Source organism: Saccharobesus litoralis (assembly GCF_003063625.1).
In the GTDB taxonomy this organism is placed as follows: domain Bacteria; phylum Pseudomonadota; class Gammaproteobacteria; order Enterobacterales; family Alteromonadaceae; genus Saccharobesus; species Saccharobesus litoralis.
This window is the reverse complement of record NZ_CP026604.1, coordinates 3,976,228-3,997,067: the sequence shown is the minus strand read 5'-3', so window position 1 is coordinate 3,997,067 and position 20,840 is coordinate 3,976,228. Positions and strand designations below refer to the sequence as shown.

The 20,840-nt window shown below is 39.7% G+C and carries 13 protein-coding genes; 3 read left to right on the top strand and 10 right to left on the bottom strand.

The genetic code is table 11. The annotated features are described in order from the left end of the window. The first annotated feature begins 140 nt into the window (after positions 1-140). From nhaB to C2869_RS14480, 3 genes are all read left to right on the top strand, one after another. The gene (gene nhaB / locus C2869_RS14490) at positions 141-1,730 is read left to right on the top strand and encodes a sodium/proton antiporter NhaB (protein WP_108603620.1); all 1,590 of its coding nucleotides are present in this window, start codon (positions 141-143) and stop codon (positions 1,728-1,730) included. Positions 1,731-1,786: 56 nt separating this feature from the next. Next, on the top strand, positions 1,787-2,302 hold the full coding sequence (locus tag C2869_RS14485; protein WP_108603619.1) for a disulfide bond formation protein B: 516 nt from the start codon (positions 1,787-1,789) through the stop codon (positions 2,300-2,302). A gap of 145 nt (positions 2,303-2,447) precedes the next feature. Continuing rightward, positions 2,448-4,097 carry a response regulator gene (locus C2869_RS14480; RefSeq protein ID WP_228710676.1) on the top strand — a complete coding sequence of 550 codons (1,650 nt, stop codon included), beginning with the start codon at positions 2,448-2,450 and terminating at the stop codon, positions 4,095-4,097. On the opposite strand, the gene C2869_RS14475 is transcribed toward C2869_RS14480, so the two are convergent. The 10 genes from C2869_RS14475 to bioB form a co-directional block, all read right to left on the bottom strand. Beyond that, the gene (locus C2869_RS14475; protein WP_108603617.1) at positions 4,094-4,849 is read right to left on the bottom strand and encodes a Nif3-like dinuclear metal center hexameric protein; all 756 of its coding nucleotides are present in this window, start codon (positions 4,847-4,849) and stop codon (positions 4,094-4,096) included. The genes C2869_RS14480 and C2869_RS14475 overlap by 4 nt on opposite strands. Before the next feature lie 62 nt (positions 4,850-4,911). Continuing rightward, entirely contained in the window at positions 4,912-5,445 is a 534-nt protein-coding gene (locus C2869_RS14470) for a cell division protein ZapC domain-containing protein (RefSeq protein ID WP_108603616.1), read from the bottom strand. A gap of 93 nt (positions 5,446-5,538) precedes the next feature. Next, positions 5,539-6,546, bottom strand: a complete 1,008-nt coding sequence (gene pyrD, locus C2869_RS14465; RefSeq protein WP_108603615.1) for a quinone-dependent dihydroorotate dehydrogenase — start codon at positions 6,544-6,546, stop codon at positions 5,539-5,541. 109 nt (positions 6,547-6,655) lie between these two features. After that, entirely contained in the window at positions 6,656-11,500 is a 4,845-nt protein-coding gene (locus tag C2869_RS14460; protein WP_108603614.1) for an NAD-glutamate dehydrogenase, read from the bottom strand. 284 nt (positions 11,501-11,784) lie between these two features. Further along, positions 11,785-14,526, bottom strand: a complete 2,742-nt coding sequence (locus C2869_RS14455) for a glycogen/starch/alpha-glucan phosphorylase (RefSeq protein ID WP_108603613.1) — start codon at positions 14,524-14,526, stop codon at positions 11,785-11,787. 139 nt (positions 14,527-14,665) lie between these two features. Beyond that, complete coding sequence (pgm, locus tag C2869_RS14450; protein WP_108603612.1) at positions 14,666-16,312, bottom strand: phosphoglucomutase (alpha-D-glucose-1,6-bisphosphate-dependent); 1,647 nt, start codon at positions 16,310-16,312, stop codon at positions 14,666-14,668. 556 nt (positions 16,313-16,868) lie between these two features. Then, a complete protein-coding gene (gene bioD, locus C2869_RS14445) occupies positions 16,869-17,546 on the bottom strand; it encodes a dethiobiotin synthase (RefSeq protein WP_108603611.1) in 678 nt (225 codons plus the stop codon). 24 nt (positions 17,547-17,570) lie between these two features. Next, on the bottom strand, positions 17,571-18,383 hold the full coding sequence (locus tag C2869_RS14440; protein WP_108603610.1) for a methyltransferase domain-containing protein: 813 nt from the start codon (positions 18,381-18,383) through the stop codon (positions 17,571-17,573). Next, positions 18,373-19,536: an 8-amino-7-oxononanoate synthase gene (gene bioF / locus C2869_RS14435; RefSeq protein ID WP_108603609.1), complete on the bottom strand. Its 1,164-nt coding sequence runs from the start codon at positions 19,534-19,536 to the stop codon at positions 18,373-18,375. The genes C2869_RS14440 and bioF overlap by 11 nt, the downstream gene beginning before the upstream one ends. Before the next feature lie 249 nt (positions 19,537-19,785). Then, positions 19,786-20,826, bottom strand: coding sequence for a biotin synthase BioB (gene bioB / locus C2869_RS14430; protein ID WP_108603608.1), 1,041 nt, complete (start codon positions 20,824-20,826; stop codon positions 19,786-19,788). Positions 20,827-20,840: the final 14 nt, after the last annotated feature.

Here is a 20,840-nt window from a genome sequence, read left to right as displayed (position 1 = left end):
TAGGTTTTGATTAAAATCAAGTTTTTTCTTTATAAAACCCACAAAAAGATTGATGATTTTCACAATTTAGTCAACAATACGCGCGAATTATCCCCCACCTTAGTAGAAGCAGTAATATTTTAGGAAACAAGTAAACCATCATGCACCAATCTGTAACTACGGCATTGTTCAAGAACTTCCTTGGGCCATCGCCTGAATGGTATAAACTGGCAATTATTGCCTTCCTCGTCATAAACCCTATCATTTTTTACTTTAACCCTTATTTAGCGGGTTGGATGTTAATCTTAGAGTTTATATTCACTTTGGCAATGGCGTTAAAGTGTTACCCTTTACAACCAGGCGGCTTACTAGCAATAGAAGCAATTGCAATAGGTATGGCATCTCCTGATTTGGTTTTTCATGAAATAAAAGAAAACTTACCTGTTCTTCTTTTATTGGTATTTATGGTTGCGGGTATTTTCTTTATGAAAAAACTTTTGCTATTTGTATTTACCAAGCTAGTTACAAAAATTCGTTCTAAAACGATATTGTCTCTGTCCTTTTGTTTTGCATCTGCAATATTATCCGCGTTTCTTGATGCACTAACGGTTATTGCCGTTATCATCAGCGTAGCCGTTGGCTTTTACTCTATTTACCACAAAGTTGCGTCAGGCAAACCTTCTAACGATGATAGTCATAACCACAATGACGACGGACATTTTGAACCGATTACACGTAATGAACTAAATGAATTCCGTGCATTCTTACGTAGTTTATTAATGCATGCTGGTGTAGGCTCAGCACTTGGCGGTGTAATGACTCGTGTCGGCGAACCACAAAACTTAATCATTGCAGATAAAGCTGGATGGGACTTTATTGAATTTGCGATCCGCATGGCACCTGTTACCGTTCCTGTGTTAATAGCAGGATTGTTAACCTGTATTCTTGTCGAAAAAATTAAAATCTTTGGCTACGGGTCTAAATTGCCAGAATCTGTACACCGAATTCTAAGCGACTTTGATCGTCAAGAAGATGCAAAGCGCACAACTCGCGAAAAAGCAAAGCTAGCGATACAAGGAATAATTGCGGTTTGGTTAGTCGTTGGCTTAGCATTACATTTAGCTGAAGTTGGCTTGATTGGTTTAACTATCATTATATTCGCTACTAGTTTTTGCGGTATTACCGAAGAACACCAAATTGGCCATGCTTTTGAAGAAGCATTACCCTTTACCGCGCTACTTTGTGTCTTTTTTGCCATCGTTGCCGTCATCATTCAGCAACAGTTATTTTTACCTGTCATCGATTGGGTATTAAGTTTCGAAGGTAAAACTCAATTAACCATGTTTTATATTGCTAATGGTTTATTGTCTATGGTGAGTGACAATGTGTTTGTTGGATCTGTGTATATTACAGAAGTTAAAAATGCACTTGCTCAAGGGCAAATTACGCGCGACCAATTCGACTTACTTGCTGTATCTATTAATACAGGGACTAATTTACCCAGTGTTGCTACGCCAAATGGTCAAGCTGCATTCTTATTTTTGTTAACGAGTACGCTAGCCCCATTAGTCCGCTTATCCTATGGCCGTATGGTTGTCATGGCTCTACCATATACTATTGTCTTAACCGTAGTGGGCTTATTGGCAACTTGGTTATGGTTGCCTGAAGCGACAGATGCACTATACCAATCTGGGCTAATTCAACATCATGTTCCTGGTCTTGAAAATACCAGTGATGTTGGGCATCATTAGTCAATCATAAAGTGAATAAACGCCGAGGTAACGCTCGGCGTTTTTGTATACGAATTATGCAAAATTTAATTAATGTAGAAAATCGATTTATTTGGTTCCTAGTATTTGCGTCTGCTTTAGGGCTTGAAATAGTTGCGTTAATATTTCAATACGGACTTGGCTATGAACCTTGTGTCAAATGCGTATATACCCGAGTAGCAGTACTAGGTATTGCATTATCAGCCATACCCGCGTTAATTAACCCCAAAGCTTTACCGCTTAGGTTAATCAGTTATGTATGCTTTTGGGTGTGCTTAGTATGGGCTCTAATTATTGCCAATGACCACATTTACATGCAACGGGATGTAAACCCATTGTTTGCAGTGTGCGAATCGATTCCTAATTTTCCTAATTGGATGCCATTGCATGAATGGTTGCCTAGTGTGTTTGAAGTGCGCGGTATGTGCGGCGATGTTAATTGGCAGCTATTTAGCCTTTCTATGCCCGAATGGATGCGAGTTATATACTTTATTTACGGTTTAGCTTTCATTGGCGTTTTTAGTTATCGATTGCTAAAAACACGTCGACTTTAATTATGGCTAAATTAAAAAACTTGGCGTAAAACCTGCTTTATTATATCTTTGGCTTACCACAGCAATTTTTTGGCGTAACAACGATATTTCGTTAAACTTATTACATGGTTAACACTGGCTTTTGGGTATATAGACAACGATGAGAATGGATTTAATCAATAGTGCTGAAATTCTAATTATTGATGATCAGGCCCTTGCGCAAAACTTTCTCAAAAAATCGTTAGAAAGCTTAGGCTATAAGCACATAAAAATTGCAGAAAGTGCCAAACATGCTTTACAGCTTTGCCAAGAACAAAACTTCAGCATTATTTTATGCTCGTTTAATTTAAGTCGCGATCGCGATGGTTTTCACCTATTCGAAGAAATGAAAGTCAAAGGGTATATACGCCCTACTACAACGTTTATTTTCGTCAGTGCCGAAACTAGCCCAGCACTGGTTAATAGTGTGGTAGAACTTCAACCCGATGACTTTTTAGTTAAGCCGTTTACCGCAAAAGAGCTTAAAATTCGTTTAGAACGCGTTTTAAGCCGTAAAGATAAACTAAAGTCTGTGTATCGGGCTATCGAAAGCAAAAAGTACAATAAAGCGATCCAGCTCATAGATAATCACCTTGAGAATCCAAAATTAGCAAAGCTTGCGCCGTTTTTAGTGCGAATTAAAGGCGACACCTTATTAGCAATGGAAGCCTACGAAGAAGCTGAGCGTTATTATCACTCTATTTTAGAAAAGTATCGTTTTGCCTGGGCACAAGTTGGGCTAGTCAAAGCGCTGTTAGCCTTAGATAAAAATGAAACAGCTGAAGCCATCCTTACCCGCTTGGTTGAACGACCAGAGAGTCGCTTAGCTGCGCTAGATTTACTTGGCCAATTTCACCTACATAATGATGACTTTGAGAAAGCGTATGCTGACTTTAATCAAGCAGCTGAATTATCGCCGCGTAATATTGACAGACATAAAAACGTTTTAAACCTTGCTCGTTTAATCCACGACCATAACGCCCAATTTGAAACTGCGAAAAACATAGCTAAATACGGTAAACGCTCAATCCACGATTCGCCTGATCTCTACCTAACTGTGGCTCGTGCCGGTGTAGACTACGCGTTAACGCTATCAGAAGAAGAATCCGCGCCTATCCTTAGGCAATCTGAAAAGTACATTGAAGAAATAAAAAAAGAATTTCCTAATGCAAAGTTAGCTAAAGAAAAAATTAACGTCACAAAAGCGCGTATACACTATTTAAAAAATGAGCAAGCTCAAGCTCAGCAATTAATTCAAAGTGCACTATATGGCAATTCACAATCGCAAAATATTGAAGACGATATAGACAAAGCAAAAGCATTTCATGAGCTAGGCCACAAAGATGCAGCCTTAGAATTATTGGAAAACATTGGTGAAACTAACTTTGGTAATGAAGTAAGCCAAAAAGTCATGGAGCAATATTTAAAACAAGAAGCGCAAGAGCGACGCGACATTCCATTCTCACCACGCGAACTCAACAACATGGCTGTCGGTTTTTATAGTAAAAACCAATTGGAGCCCGCTATTCAAACCTTTAGTGATGCATTACGTTTAATGCCAAAAAACGTGCGAATTGCGTTAAACTTTTTGCAGGTATTGGTGGACCAAAAAAAACGGCAAGGCCTTAAAGCACACCATCAACCTATGTTTGATAAATGTATGATTTTACTCAGTACTGAAAAAATGGATGACAAACAACAACGTCGATTTGAGATATTGCGTAGCAAAGCAAACAACGAAGGTTCTGAGTTTGACACCATTAACGAAAAAATTTAAGCCGGATTATCTATATCAATAAACGTACATTTTAGATTGGTATTGTCATTTAAGTATTCACCAAGTGCTTTAACCCCATATCTTTCTGTTGCATGATGCCCAGCACTTATAAAATTAATACCCAATTCTCGGGCTGAATGGATCGTTCTTTCACTGACTTCACCCGTAATATACAGATCCGCGCCTCGCGCAGCCGCTTGATCGATAAAATCTTGTGCTCCACCTGTACATAAACCTATCGTTTTAATATTGGATTTGCCCGCAGCTTCTAACAAGATCTTCCGTTGTAGTTTATCTTCGACTAGCTGAGCAAATACCTGAATATCTGTTTCGCAATCAAGTGATGCTAAATTACCTACACTGTTAGGGTTGCCAGCCTCTAACCCATCGGTAATAGTTAACCCAAACAATTTCGCAAGTTGGGCGTTATTGCCAAGCTCTGGATGAATATCTAACGGTAAATGATAGCCATACAAGTTAATGTCATTGGCTAACAATGCTTTTAATCGATTGCGCTTCATACCAACAACTTGCTGCGCCTCACCTTTCCAAAAATAACCATGGTGAACTAAAATAGCATCTGCTCCCTCTTCTATCGCGGCGTCGATTAAGGCTTGGCTTGCTGTGACACCCGTCACCACTTTAGCTACTTGAGATTTCCCTTCGACTTGCATGCCATTTGGGCAATAATCTCGAATAGCCGATGATTTTAAGAGCTGATTTAAGTAGGTTTCTAATTCAAAGTTATTCATAATAAACCGCGTATCCATAACAAAGGGACTAAGGTGAAAATGAGGTGCAGATAAACAAATGCCTAGCGCGAGGCTTTTTGATTGGTCTCTGGTAACAAGTATAAGCCTAATCTATCATTTAACGTTTTGACCACTTCAAATTGCTTTAATAAGCAGTCATTATTTAAACGCATTTGCTGACTTAGCAACATCACTAAACTCGCATTAGCATCACGTTGTAATATTAGAAATACACCTTGTTGAAATTGCGAACGAATACAAGTGATGTAATCAAGCAATCCAGGGCCAATATCTGGTTCTAGGTCAAATAACCAACTTTTTGCGCCCGTTGGTTTTAAAAACATCAGAGCCGCCACACCATTCAAAGCAGCCTGCACACATAAAGGTTCTGGCAAACCTAAGCTATCTTCCACTGCATGATAAAAGTGAGTATACAAACTAGAGTCGTCAACCGAGAATGTGCGTTTTGTATCGGCACTAGACATTAATTTACGACGCTTAAACGGCGTAGTAAATGTCATCTCACCCATATCTAAACTTAATTTCCCTTGATTTTGGTCTATAAACCAAAACCACTCAGCATTCGGTTGCAACATAACCCTACTTTAAATAAAAAAATACCCGACCATTATAGAATGCTCGGGCATTTTTAAAAGGTAAATCAAGGACTTTAGTAATAACTTAACGTTTTATAAGCTATTGACTATTTCTTTAACCAATTTAGGGCCTCGATAAATAAAACCTGTGTAAACTTGGACTAGCTTAGCGCCCGCATCCAATTTTTCTCGGGCTGATTCAGCACTATTGATCCCACCAACGCCAACGACGGGGATCTTACCTTCAAGCGCTTGTTTTAAAGTTCTAACCACATGTGTGCTTTGTTGGCGTACGGGAACACCACTTAAGCCACCCATTTCATTACCATGTTGTAAGTGAGCAACTTTATCTCGTGCTAATGTCGTGTTTGTCGCAATCACACCTTCAATTTGGTTAGCGATTAGCGTTTCAGCAACTTGCTGCGTTTCTTCATCTGACATGTCTGGTGCTATTTTCACCAATATCGGCACTTGCTTATGATACTGCTGCGCTAGCTCACCTTGGCGCTCTTTAATTGAACCCAACAGTTCATTTAATGCATCACCATACTGTAAATTGCGTAACCCTGGCGTGTTAGGTGATGAAATATTAACCGTTACATAACTCGCATGTTCATAAACTTTATCTAAGCAATGTAGGTAATCATCTTTGGCATTCTCTTCTGGCGTATCTTTATTTTTACCGATATTAATACCTAGAATGCCGTCATATTTAGCCGCTTTAACATTTTCGACTAAGTAATCAACCCCATGGTTGTTGAATCCCATCCGATTAATTATTGCGTGCGCCTCCGGCAAACGAAATATTCTCGGCTTGTCGTTACCAGGTTGTGGTCTAGGTGTCACTGTACCCACTTCGATAAAGCCAAAGCCCATTGCGGCAAACGCATCAATACACTCACCATTCTTATCTAACCCTGCGGCTAACCCAACTGGATTTTTAAATTGCAAACCAAAACATTCAACTGGCTTATCGCGCAGTGTTTGTTGATATAAAAAGTCAAAACCAGTTCCACCCAATTTCTTTAAAGTATTAATGGTAAATTCATGTGACCATTCTGCATCTTGAGTAAAAAGCAGTGAGCGTAAAATATTATACATTGGCGTGTTTTCGAACAAGAAAGCCCCTAAATGTAAAGGGGCTTATTGAAAAAATAAGATGGTTGCAAATTCTAACGATTATTCGTCAAGAATTCGAGTAAGGATTTACTCAATTGCTGCTTTTTGCATCACAATGATGACTTAACAACATAAGTTCACGTAAAGCTACCGAAAATTTAGCAAATTCATGGCTATTAGTCGTTCTAAAATCGGCCAACATATGGCGCCAACGATCTAAAACCTGTTTGTTTTCTTGACTCCAGGTGTCTAACATCGCCTGACTATCACATTGTTCCGCACAATAGCGTAAAACGACGCCTGATAAAGAGCGTTGCTGCCAATCTAATTCCTCTCTAAACGCTGCTCTTGCCAGTGCTTGCCAATGATTCGCTACCGGTTGAGCTGTAATTTGCTCAAGGAACCAATGTAAATCCATATGGTCACCTAATTTAAAATAAACATCGGCGACTAACTCAACATTACGCTCAGTTTCTGCCGCAACCTGCGCGATATCCATTATGGCGGTTAAATGAGGTAAACGAGCTAATTTAACCGCTAACGCTTTATCGATACCTTCATTAATTAAAATCGACTCAGAATCGTGCAACGCTTTTGCTTCTTTTTTGACTAACAAATTGGGTAATTGCTCAGCTACCGTATTAAATACAGGTTTAAAGAAGGTAATTGTTTGTTCAATCGACAACTGCATAGCTCGATGTCTTAAAAACCAGCGTGTCGCATGTCTTATGGTCCGGCGTACTTGGAAAAGTACCTCTGTTTGAACAATGGCTGGGATTTTATTATCTAAATCTTCGAGAGCCTGCCATATAGCCGGCATATCAAAAATTTCACGTGCAATGGTATAGCTAATTAAAATTTCAGCTGGTGTTGTTCCAGTTTCTTCTTCCATTCGATGGACAAAGTTTAAGCCCATATCATTAACAATTTGATTAGCCGCTTGTGTCGCTATAATCTCAGATTTCAACGGGTGAGATTGCATAGCTTGGCTAAATCGTTCTTGCAGTGGTTTAGGGAAATACTCAATTAACTCACGACAAATGAAGCTATCTTGGGTTACTTCATCAGTTAAAAGTTGCTCTTTTAATACCATTTTGCCATAGGATATTAATACTGATAATTCCGGTCGGGTTAAACCAACATTAGCGGCTTGGCGTTCACTTAACTCCTCATCGCTAGGCAAAAATTCCAATGCACGATCAAGATAACCTTGTTTTTCTAAACCATGTATAAATCGCACATGCTCTTTTAATTGGCCTGCGGCTTTTAACTGGGTTATTGAAATAGACTGGGTTTGACGATAGCAATCCGTTAACACAATATCTGCCACTTCATCTGTCATGTCATAAAGTAGTTTATTGCGTTGTTTAACAGTAAGTTCTCCATCGGCAACTAAGGTGTTAAGTAGAATTTTGATATTGACTTCATTATCAGAACAATCAACTCCACCCACATTGTCGATAAAGTCTGTGTCGACTCTACCACCTTGGTGGGCGTATTCAATTCGTCCCAGTTGTGTGCATCCTAAATTACCACCCTCGCCAATAATTTTAGCTCGACATTCAGCGCCGTTGATACGCACTGAGTCATTGGCGCGGTCACCAACTTCTAAATGACTTTCCCCTTTACCTTTAATGTAAGTACCGATACCACCGTTCCAGAATAAATCGACTGGCATTTTTATTAACGCTTTAATTAGATCAGCTGGGGGCATGGCGTTAACTTCCGTGCCAATAAGCTGCTTGATTTGCGGTGTTAATTTAATTGACTTAGCGGAGCGTTCGAAAATACCGCCGCCTTGAGATATTAATTGGGTATCGTAGTCATTCCAACCAGAGCGCGGTAAAGCAAACAAGCGTTTTCTCTCTTCATAAGAAGTTGCAGCATCCGGATCAGGATCAATAAATATATGCATGTGATTAAATGCAGCAAGTAGTCGAGTATGCTTGGAAAGCAACATGCCATTGCCAAACACGTCTCCAGACATGTCGCCAACACCAACACAGGTAAAATCTGTGGTCTGGCAATCTATGCCGATTTCCCTAAAGTGACGTTTAACCGATTCCCATGCACCGCGAGCTGTTATGCCCATTTTCTTATGATCGTAACCAACGCTACCACCAGAGGCAAATGCATCACCTAACCAAAAGCCATATTCTTGCGAAATACTATTCGCAATATCAGAGAACGTTGCAGTCCCTTTGTCGGCTGCTACCACTAAATATGGGTCATCATCATCATGACGCACCACATTTTGCGGAGGAACGATCGCTCCATGGTCAATATTGTCAGTTATATCTAATAAACCGCGGATAAAGGTGCGATAGCATTGTTTGCCTAGCTCAAAAAGCTCATCACGCCCACCTGTTGTCGGTAATTTTTTACAAACAAATCCACCTTTGGCACCAACAGGGACTATTACTGTGTTTTTAACTTGCTGAGCTTTAACTAAACCTAATACTTCTGTTCTAAAGTCTTCGCGACGATCTGACCAACGTAAGCCTCCTCGAGCAACTTTTCCGCCACGTAAATGAACACCTTCAACCTCAGGTGAGTAAACAAAAACTTCAAATTTGGGCAAAGGTCTCGGAACGTCAGCGATTTTTTCTGGCTGTATTTTAAAACTAATATAAGATTTAGATTTGCCTTGAGAGTCAACTTGATAATAATTAGTGCGAAATGTCGCGCCAATCATCTCCACAAATCGGCGAATAATCCTATCATCATCAAGGTTCGCCACTTGGTCTAACAAATGTTCAATCTCAGTACTAATCGCTACCAGTGGCTCTAGCCCTTGATAGATTTGCGGATCAAATTTTGCCTCAAACAAATTAATTAAACGCGTCGCGATATGCGGATAATGTGAAAAAGTGTGTTCAACATAGGATTGTGAAAAGCTTGTGCCTATTTGCCTATTATATTTGGCATATGAACGAATAATGGCAACTTGACGCCCGGTTAAATCCGCACCCAAAACCAACTTATTGAAGCCATCATCTTCTAACTCACCATTCCAAACCTGTTGAAATGCTTCTTGAAATGCGTCGCGAGACGCAGCCAAATTGAGTTCTTTTTCCGACGTTAATAACATCGAAAAATCTAAGATCCAAAAAACATGTCCATCCTGACTCGTAATTTGATAAGGACTCTCATCAACAACCCTAAGGCCAAAGTTTTCCAACATTGGCAATACATCAGACAAATGTAGGGGCTCATCTCGATGAAATAATTTAAGTTTAACCCGTTTGGAATCCACTTGTTCTTCTTGTGGCCGATAAAAAATCATGCCCAAACGATTATCATCAGACAAAGCTTCAAGCGTTGAAATATCCACTACCGCGGCCGATGGTAAAATATTTTCTTTGTAGCTTCTGGAAAATGCCGAATCATATTTACGAGCTAACGCTTTGCCTTTTTCTTCACTAAAATTACTGAGTAAGCTTTGTTCAAGCTTATCTTCCCAAGTTTTGGCCAGCTCTTTCATATTATCTTCTATCTGCTTAACATTAATTTCAAAGTTATTGTCTTTCACTCTCACTAAATAATGTGTTCGCGCTAATGCTGACTCTGAAAAGAAAGTGGTAAACTCGACTTCTCGTTCACTATTAAAACTTTGCTGCAAGAGCTTTTGGGTCGCTCTACGTAATTGAGTGTTATATCGCTCCCTTGGTACATAAGCCATACAAGAAAAAAAGCGGCCATAGGTGTCTTTTCGCACAAACAAGCGTGAAAGCCCCCGCTCCTGCATTTGAAATATCCCCAAAGAAATAGCTTTTAATTCAGCTTCAGTCGCTTGCAATAACTCGTCTCGGGGGTATGTTTCTAAAATATTGAGTACTGCCTTATATGAATGAGAACCTTCGGTTAACGCAGTTGCTTTCATAACACGCTGTAACTTAGCATTGATAAGCGGTATGACTTCGGCGCTACTATTATAAAAATCTGAAGAAAATAAGCCGATAAAGCGATGTTCACCGGTCACTTTGCCATTTTCATCAAAGGTTTTGATCCCTATATAATCTTGATAAGCAGGGCGATGAACTCGAGATATACGATTAGTTTTAGTTAAAACCAACAAGCTTTTATTCATCGCAACATTACGCGCTGTCGCAGGTAAAGTGCTTAATTTACGCGTTTTACGACTCACTGACGTTTTCATTAACCCTAAGCTAGAACCGGTTTTTTGTTTTAATGAAAAATCACCACTAATCGGCGTTAATTCATATTGGCGATAGCCCATTAAGGTAAACTTGTGATCGGCTAACCAGTCCAAAAAGGCGATTGATTCTTTAATTTCTTGCTTATTAATATCAGGCGGTGAGTTTTTTAACTCATTGATGATTTCAGCTAGTTTTGTTGTCATGGCTTGCCAATCACTAACAGCAAGTAACACTTCTTCCAACACAAGCTTTAGGTCACTGGTGATACTGTCGATGATGGTTTGATCTGACAATCTGTCTATTTCAATCAGGAAAACAGTATCTTTGTCGGTCGCGGTATCTAAGTTGTCGCCTATGCCAATAACCTTACCATTGTTCTCGCGTTGCAGTTTTAAAGGGTTGTGTAATAACCAATGGGTTGTTACGCCGGCTCGCGATAACGCCATACGTACTGAGTCGACTAAAAATGGCACATCATGCGTAATAATTTCTACGATAGTATGGCTAGATTCCCAACCATGCTTGCTTAATTCTGGATTAAAAACCCGAATGGTAGAACTACCCGATTGATGTGCGTTGAGTGAATACCATAAACTTAACGCCGCTCCATAAAGATCACTATCACTGCGACCAATTAAGTCGTCATGCGATAAACTGCGATAGAGCGTTTGAACAAATGACTTGACGAGAACAGACTGGGGTTTCGAGATTTTATCTGAAATTAACTTTTCTACGTTATCCAGAACAATAGATGGCGCGACACTGCTTTGTGACATGACAATAACCTTTTCATAGAACAATGGCTTGCTTTCACTTAAAAATACAAGGTGCAATACAAGCCTTAATGCTAAGTATTTATATTTATTAATTTTTTAGCAAAAAAGAACTAATTATAGTTATAGCGCAAAACCTACAAAAACATAACAAATTATCTACTTTATTGATGAAATAGTTGATCTAACGAGCAAGATAGTAAAACGACAGAGCAATTAATTGAACGCATAAAAAAAGCCCCTTGCGGAGCTTTTTAAAGTATCAACATGAAATGTAGATATAAAGTCTATGAAACCTTGGCTGGTTCTAACTTCCAAATATTATCAACATAATCTTGAATAGAGCGGTCTGAGTTAAACTTGGCCATTCGAGCTGTGTTTAAGATAGCCATTTTAGCCCAAGTTTTCTTGTCTTTATAAAGTTGATCGATCTTCTTCTGAGCATCTGAATAAGATGCAAAATCAGCTAAACATAAATAGTGATCACCGTTATCTAACAAACTGCGCTTAACTTCAGATAACTCACCAGGTTTACCAGGAGTAAAGTAATCTGTATCAAACCAATCAAGAACCGCCTTTAATTCTTCATTGCTGTAATAATAATCCCACGGATTATACCCTTCTGCGCGAAGTTGCTTAACGCCATCAACGGTTAAACCAAAGATAACCACATTGTCTTCGCCAGCTTCTTCTGCAATTTCAATATTTGCGCCATCCAATGTACCGACTGTCACAGCGCCATTAAGCGCTAGCTTCATGTTACCTGTACCCGAAGCTTCTTTACCTGCTGTCGAAATTTGCTCAGATACATCAGCAGCTGGGATCATTTTCTCTGCTAGTGATACTCGATAGTTAGGTAAGAAAACCACTTTTAACTTGTCTTTAATGCGTGAATCATTATTAACACGGTCCGCAACTTTATTAATCGCGTAAATGATTTCTTTAGCTAGGTAATAACCTGGTGCGGCTTTAGCTCCAAATATAAATACACGTTTAGGCATGTCATAGTCAGGGTTTTGCAATAAGCGACGATAAAGCGCCATGATGTGAATTAAGTTAAGTTGTTGACGCTTATATTCATGTAAACGTTTAATTTGAATATCAAATAACGCAGTCGGATCAACATCAATATCCGTTAACTCTTTGATTACTTTTGCTAATTCAACTTTGTTTTGATGTTTAATATCCATATAGCGTTTTTGGAACTTAGCGTCTTCCGCTAAATCTTCAATAGCGCGGATCTTATCTTGGTTTACCGGCCAGTCGACATCAGCATATTCATCGATTAAAGCAGATAAGCTAGGGTTACAAGATTTCAACCAACGACGAGGCGTAACACCATTAGTCACGTTAGTAAATTTGTCTTGCCAAATTTGGTTAAATTCAGGGAATAAATCTGACTTAACTAAAGCTGAGTGAATTTGTGCAACTCCGTTAACTTTAAAGCTACCGATAACCGCTAAGTTACCCATGCGCACCATTTTTTGCCTACCTTCTTCGATAATAGACAATTTGGCTTTAACGGCATCATCACCAGGGAAAGCTTGTTCACAAATGCCATTTAAGAAACGACTATTAATTTCATAAATGATCTCTAAGTGACGCGGTAACACTTTTTCAAATAATGCGACAGACCATTTTTCCAACGCTTCCGGTAAAAGCGTGTGGTTAGTATAGGCAAATACACCTTGGCAAATATCCCAAGCTTGATCCCACTCCATACCGACACGATCCATTAATATACGCATCAATTCAGGGATCGCGACAACAGGGTGTGTATCATTCAATTGCACGACAACTTGGTCAACAAACTTGCTCCAATCGTTACCATGAGCACGCTTATAACGACGAATAATGTCTTTGATTGAACAAGCACAGAAGAAATATTGTTGAATGAGTCTTAATTCTTTACCTTGAGCTGTTTCATCATTAGGGTAAAGAACTTTAGAAATGGTTTCAGCTTGAACATTTTCGACTTGTGAATCTAAGTAACCGCCTGCGTTAAATACGTCCCAGTTAAAGAAATCAGAAGCGCGACTTTCCCACAAACGTAAAACATTTACCGTATTGGCACCATAACCAACAATTGGCACATCCCAAGGCACACCTTTAATGATACGTCCTGGATGCCATTCTTTTACCATTTTACCTTCATCGTCGTATTTAGTTTCAACATAACCATATACAGGGATTTCTTGAACAGATTCAGGGCGGCAAATTTCCCAAGGGTTACCGTATTCACGCCAACTGTCAGGGCGCTCTACTTGACGGCCGTTTTGGAATGTTTGATGAAATAAACCATGCTCGTAATGAATACCATAACCGATTGCCGGCAATTGTAAGGTAGCTAATGAGTCAATAAAACAGGCCGCTAACCGCCCTAAACCACCGTTACCTAATGCTAAGTCGGGTTCTTCTTCCGCTATCGCATTAAAGTCTTGATTGAGTTCAGATAAAGCTTCTGACGCTTTTTCCATTAAACCTATATTACACAGGTTATTTTTTAGTAAGCGTCCCATTAGAAATTCTAACGATAAATAATGTACTGCGCGGGTATCTTGACCAAAGTGCGTTTTTTGAGTTTTAGTCACACGCTCAAAAATCACTTCATTAATCGCCGCAGCGGTTGCATTGAACCAAGCCTTTTCATTAGCTTTATTTTCATCTGTGCCTTGTGTGACATGCAAATGTTTCACAATCATGTCTTTTAATTCGGCTGTGGTCACATTGAACTTTTCTTTTGGATCAACAAACACGTTATCCGTCTTTTTAGCTGGCGACTTGCGTGATGTTGTCTTTTTAACTGCTGGCTTTTTAGTTGACGTTTTTGCCGGTGCTTTTTTAGTGGTTGTGCTGGCCGTTGTTTTTGACGCAGTTGTGGTTTTCGCAGCGGCTTTAGTCGTACGCTTTGCAGGCGCTTTTTTAGCTGTCGTTGTTGATGTCGCCTTTGCCGTGGCCGTTTTGCTTGTAGCTACTTCTTTAGTTGCTGTGGTTTTTGCTGTACGGCGAGGTTTAGTGGTCGTCGTCATAATTAACCTTCACTTCTTTTGAATGTCGCTACATAACTACGTGCTAGCGACTGGGTTAAGGGTTATACAAAACAAATGCTTTGCAATACCAGACCTAATTTCTCTGATGAAAGGAATTTAGGTCTGGGTCTCTTTCTTCTTATAAACCAGCCTTCTTGAAAGTCTGATTCACAATCTCTTGTGCTTCTGAGGCAATGACAGCAAGATGCTCATCACCCAAGAAACTTTCACAATAAATTTTATAAATATCTTCCGTACCTGATGGGCGAGCAGCAAACCAGCCATTTTCGGTTTGTACTTTTAAACCACCAATAGCAGCCCCGTTACCAGGTGCATGAGTTAACTTAGCGATAATGGGTTCACCGGCTAACGTACTCGCTTCAACATCATCTGCCGATAAATTTTTCAAAACTGCTTTTTGCTCACGTGTTGCTGGTGCGTCCGAACGTTTATAAACAGGTGCACCAAATTTTTCAGTTAGCTCTTGATAATGCTGACCTGGATCTTTCCCTGTCACTGCTGTGATTTCTGCCGCTAATAACGCTAAAATTATGCCGTCTTTGTCGGTAGACCATGCCGTACCGTCTTTACGTAAAAATGACGCACCCGCGCTTTCTTCACCACCAAATCCACAGGTTCCATCAAAAAGGCCATCAACAAACCATTTAAAGCCGACTGGCACTTCTTTTAATTCACGGTCTAAAGATTTAGCGACTCGGTCAATCATAGAGCTTGAAACCAAAGTTTTACCCACAGCCAATGATTTGTCCCAACCATCACGGTTTTGGAATAAGTAATTAATGGCTACAGCTAAATAATGATTAGGATTCATCAAGCCTGAGCTACGCGTCACAATACCGTGACGGTCGTAATCTGGATCGTTACCGACAGCAATATCAAATTGATCTTTTAACGCAATCAAACCTGACATAGCATATGGCGACGAGCAATCCATACGAATTTTTCCGTCTTTATCCAAACGCATAAATGAAAAAGTGGGATCAACAGCATCATTCACTTTCTTAATATTGATGCCATAGGTTTCGGCAATAACATCCCAATAAGCAATACCTGAACCACCTAATGGATCAACACCAATAGTTAGGCCTGAATCAGCAATGGCTTTTAAATTGAGAACTTGATCTAAATCGTCAACGTATGGCTTAACATAGTCATACTCTGTGACTTGTTTGATAGCATCATCAAAAGCAATACGTTTTACTCCGGATAAACCAGCAGCGATTAACTCGTTTGCTCTATCTTGCACACCATTAGTAACATCAGTATCCGCAGGCCCACCATTTGGAGGGTTGTATTTAAAACCACCGTCTGTAGGAGGATTATGAGAAGGCGTGATAACTATGCCATCTGCCAAACCTGAATCTTTACCCGCGTTGTATTTTAAAATGGCGTGGCTAATAACAGGCGTCGGCGTATAGCCACGACCCGCTTGTATGACTACCTCAACACCATTGGCAACTAAGACTTCAATTGCCGTTGCAAATGCACACTCAGACAAAGCGTGTGTATCCATACCAATGTACAAAGGGCCCGTGTAGCCTTGAGCTTGTCGGTATTCTGCTATAGCTTGGCTAGTGGCCGCTATATGAGCATCATTAAATGTATATTTGAAAGAACAGCCTCGATGACCGGATGTACCAAAGCTAACAAGCTGTGTCACATCTTCTGGGTTAGGTTTATTTAAATAATATTCACTAACTAAACGAGGGATGTTAGTAAGGTCTTGTGCCTGAGTCGGCTGACCCGCTCTTTCGTGCAATGCCATATTGTGTTTCCTTAATTATATCTTTTTAATTGCAGGCGCACTTTTTTGGGGAGTGCAAATTGTGTTTAAACTGTGTGTTCGATGCTGTATGTACATGCTTCATATTCTTATTAACTTACCTGCAAAACATCTCGTTTAAGCTACAAAATAATTGCAACACAATATGAATTAGCGTTTATGTGGCGCAATTATTGATTAAAGCTCAAAGAATTCTCAACAGGCAAACCAACAACATACGAATGCATTGGTCATTTTTCATTCTATTTCATGGTAGAATTAACAAATCCATTTATTTATTTGATTAGTTCCTCCATGAATTTGACGCATTCCTTTAATCAGTAAGCAAGAATGTTGCCAGCTGACTTTTGCAGGAGTTTTACATTAAAAAATAAAACAATCAGTGAATATAGTCTTCTCGCTCAGATTTTATGGTTCATTGTCAGCGCTTACTCGCCCCAATCACATAATAGAGTATATGCTCATGGGGTCTCGAAGCTTGACGGCTTCCCCTAAAACCCGATCGCTTTGACTATAATTGTTCTATTTACAGTCATTTTTACACTATCAGTGGATTAATATCTATATATTCTTTGGCGCTTTTTATATCCTCTAATTGAGGAACAACACCTAACAATGGCGCGTCAATCACCTCTTTTAAATAGGCAATATTCGCATCAAGCTCTGACATTGGGTTTAAGCCAACATTAGCCACCCAACCCGACAAAGTTAAGCCAGAGGATTCGATTTGCTTTACAGTCAATAAAGCATGGTTTAAACAGCCGAGTTTACAGCCGACAACCAAGACAACATCCATTCTATTTTCAACAACCCAATCAGCTAAGGTTGCTCGCCCTTCACCAAGTGGTAATAACCAACCACCCGCACCCTCAACTAATAATAGTTCAGGCGCTGCGGCTTGCCAGTGATTTAAATATTCATTTAAGTCATTTGTTGTAATTGCTGTTTGGGTTTGTTGTGCTGCAATATGTGGCGCTATTGGTGGTAAATAAGCAATGGGGTTGACTAAATGATAGGGATGATGACGTTTACTATTGTGTTGCAACATTAGTGCATCTTCATTTCGCAAGCCTTGGCTGGTTTGTTCGCAACCTGCCGATATAGGCTTAAAGCCAGCACAATCGATATTAGCCTCAGACATTTTTGCTAATATTGCAGCGCTAACGACGGTTTTACCTACATCTGTGTCTGTTCCGGTAACAAATATTCTTCTCATGATAAATTGCGGTATTCACTTAGTTTAAATGTTTTTTAATTGACCTTTGATATACGCGATGTGCCAACTGACCACTTTCTCATTGTTGCATGTTGGGTACAGTTCCTCTAACTGACGTAAAACCGCTTTAGTCAACTTGCGCTGCTTGTCACTATTAACCACTTCATTGGCACCTATCCCTTTAAGCTCATGCATAATTGATAAAACATTAGGATAGCTTAGCTCTTCTACACAACTTAACACATTGCTTGTAAGTGAGGAGATCGCCTGTAATTTGTGGCGTAACGTATCTTCAGCCAAAAATTGATTAATATGGCGGGTTTCATCCAGTTTTAACCAAGTTTGATTGAGCTCGGCTAACGTGCCGTCTAATAAGGTCGATAATACAAAGCAGCCATTTTTCTTGAGGTGTTTTTCAAATTGGGAAAATACTAATTTAATGTCACACCATTGAATGGCTAAACTTGAAATAATCAAATCAAACTGGCCAAGTTCAGGTAAATTTTCGATGTCTGCTAAAACGAAATCGCGTTGATAGCCTTTTGTCGTCATTTTGCTTTTTGCGACCTCAAGCATACCAGGCGCAATATCCACTCCAACATAATCAAAGCATGAAATTTCTTGCTCTAATTGAGTTGCTAAATCAGCCGTGCCGCAGCCTAAATCTAAAATACGTAGCGGTTGCGATGAATTATCAGACAACGATTGTTTTGCAAGTTTACAAACGTGTTTAACAACGCTTTTTTGTAAGCGGGCTATTTGATCATAGGCTTTAGCCGCTTTACTAAACGCGTTAGCTATACGTACCTTTTGTTCAGGTTGTAAACTAGGACTCATTGCACACCTGACTAATAGTTTTAGTTAAGTAATCAATATCTTCAATTGTGTGCTCAGTGGTGAGCGTAATACGCAATCGACTGCTATTTTCAGGAACGGTTGGCGGACGGATCGCCGTTAACCAGATCCCTTTTTCTCGCAATCGGTTAGCTACCGAAATCGCCTGCGCTGCATCACCGATAATGACAGGTTGAATAGCAGAAGTAGAATCCAATAATGATACTTTTTCATGCGCCAAGTTTGCTCTGAACCTTGCAATAATACTGGCTAACTTTTCTCTGCGCCAAGCTTCACTCTTTAACACATCAACGGCTTTGCTTATAGCAGTAGCCTGCGCAGGAGACATCGCCGTGCTGTATATATAACTGCGAGAAAATTGGACTAAATAATCAGTAACCGGTTGAGTACTGGCGATCATAGCACCAGCTAAACCGAACGCTTTACCAAATGTCGCCATTAAAATATCCGGTCGCTGTGCATTTTGACAATGCCAAGTTCCTTGACCTTGCTGGCCATTAACACCTATGCCATGCGCATCGTCAATCATGGTTAATGCATCATGCTTTTTCGCCAATAATTGAATATCTTTAATGGGGGCACTATCGCCATCCATACTAAACACGCCTTCTGACACTATAACTTTGTTTTGCGCATGCGCTTCAAGGCGATTGGCTAAATGCGTCATATCATTGTGCTTATAACGTATTGTTTTTGCCTCACTCGCTAAACCACCATCAATCAAAGATGCGTGATTGAGCTTGTCTTGAATAATTAAATCATGCTTATCAAATAGCGTTTTTAGTAATGTTGAATTAGCAGAAAAGCCTGTTGAAAATAGTAAAACTGACTCATACCCTAACCAGTCAGCCAATTTATGCTCTAGGTCTTGATGAATTGCGTGATAACCATTTATTAAGGCACTACCTGTAGAGCCGCAACCATAAATATCAGCACCTTTGGCGTAAGCGTCTTGAATATCGGGATGTAAACTCAAGCCTAAATAATCATTGCCTGAAAAATTAAGATAAGACTGACCTTGAATAACAACCGTGCGGCCACGCGGTACACTGGCGTAACGTTGACGATATAAAGCTTGCTTGTGCCGAGCGTCTAGTGAAGTTTGAAGCTGAGATTGGAATGTTAAAAACGACATATAAACTGAAAAGCCAAGACTGGTATAAATCCAACCTTGGCTTTTATTGTAACCCTAAAATATAAATCTGAAATTTAAATTTACTGGCTAATATAGTCAAAGCGATCAGGTTTTAGGGGAAGCCGTCAAGCTTCGAGACCCCATGAGCATATGCTCTATTATGTGATTGGGGCGAGTAAGCGCCGACAATGAACCATAAGACCTGAGCGAGAAGACTATAATATTGCCAAGTATCTCATTCAACGAAAGTTAGCTTGCTTCGTAGAACATTTCAGGTTGTTGCGCTTCAACAACGGCCTCCATTAAGGCTGCTTCAGTGACCTCATCAGAATACCCTTGTTGATTTTCGGTATTAATGCCTAACTTAGCAAATAATTCCATATCTTTATTTTCTTCTGGGTTTTCTGTCGTCAGTAGCTTTTCACCATAGAAAATCGAATTTGCTCCAGCAAAGAAACACATAGATTGCATTTGTTCATTCATTTCGGTACGACCAGCGGATAAACGAACATGCGATTTAGGCATCATAATACGAGCTACCGCTATGGTACGAATAAATTCAAAATGATCAAAATCCTCTAAATCTTCTAAAGGCGTACCGTCTACTTTTACCAACATATTAATTGGTACACTGTCTGGGTGCTGCTCAAGATTGGCTAATTGAATAAGCAAACCTGAACGGTCATTGGCAGTTTCGCCCATACCCAAAATACCACCACTACACACTTTCATACCGGCATCGCGTACATTTTGTAACGTGTCCATACGATCTTGATAAGTACGAGTGGTAATAATTTCCCCATAAAACTCTGGAGAGGTATCTAAATTATGATTGTAGTAATCTAAACCGGCTTCTTTTAATACATATGCTTGTTCACGAGTCAGCATTCCAAGCGTCATACACGACTCCAAACCTAGCTCTTTAACCCCTTCAACCATTTTTAAGATATAAGGCATATCGCGATCTTTAGGATTACGCCAAGCAGCCCCCATACAGAAACGGCTAGAACCGTTCTTTTTAGCAATACGAGCTTTTTCAAGTACGGCTTCAACTTCCATTAACTTTTCTTTTTCTAAGTCAGTATCGTAGCGCGCACTTTGCGGACAATATTTACAATCTTCAGGACAAGCTCCCGTTTTAATCGAAAGCAAAGTCGATACTTGAACTTCATTTGGATTAAAGTTTTCACGGTGCACACTATGTGCTTTAAACAGTAAATCATTGAAAGGTAATGCAAATAGCGCATTAACTTGCTCTAAAGTCCAATCGTGGCGTAGTTCAGTCGACATAAATATTATCTTGG

Coding starts and splice junctions, on each gene's coding strand:
- nhaB (WP_108603620.1), top strand. CDS start 141: ATGCACCAATCTGTAACTACGGCATTGTTCAAGAACTTCCTTGGGCCA.
- C2869_RS14485 (WP_108603619.1), top strand. CDS start 1,787: ATGCAAAATTTAATTAATGTAGAAAATCGATTTATTTGGTTCCTAGTA.
- C2869_RS14480 (WP_228710676.1), top strand. CDS start 2,448: ATGGATTTAATCAATAGTGCTGAAATTCTAATTATTGATGATCAGGCC.
- C2869_RS14475 (WP_108603617.1), bottom strand. CDS start 4,849: ATGAATAACTTTGAATTAGAAACCTACTTAAATCAGCTCTTAAAATCA.
- C2869_RS14470 (WP_108603616.1), bottom strand. CDS start 5,445: ATGTTGCAACCGAATGCTGAGTGGTTTTGGTTTATAGACCAAAATCAA.
- pyrD (WP_108603615.1), bottom strand. CDS start 6,546: ATGTATAATATTTTACGCTCACTGCTTTTTACTCAAGATGCAGAATGG.
- C2869_RS14460 (WP_108603614.1), bottom strand. CDS start 11,500: ATGTCACAAAGCAGTGTCGCGCCATCTATTGTTCTGGATAACGTAGAA.
- C2869_RS14455 (WP_108603613.1), bottom strand. CDS start 14,526: ATGACGACGACCACTAAACCTCGCCGTACAGCAAAAACCACAGCAACT.
- pgm (WP_108603612.1), bottom strand. CDS start 16,312: ATGGCATTGCACGAAAGAGCGGGTCAGCCGACTCAGGCACAAGACCTT.
- bioD (WP_108603611.1), bottom strand. CDS start 17,546: ATGAGAAGAATATTTGTTACCGGAACAGACACAGATGTAGGTAAAACC.
- C2869_RS14440 (WP_108603610.1), bottom strand. CDS start 18,383: ATGAGTCCTAGTTTACAACCTGAACAAAAGGTACGTATAGCTAACGCG.
- bioF (WP_108603609.1), bottom strand. CDS start 19,536: ATGTCGTTTTTAACATTCCAATCTCAGCTTCAAACTTCACTAGACGCT.
- bioB (WP_108603608.1), bottom strand. CDS start 20,826: ATGTCGACTGAACTACGCCACGATTGGACTTTAGAGCAAGTTAATGCG.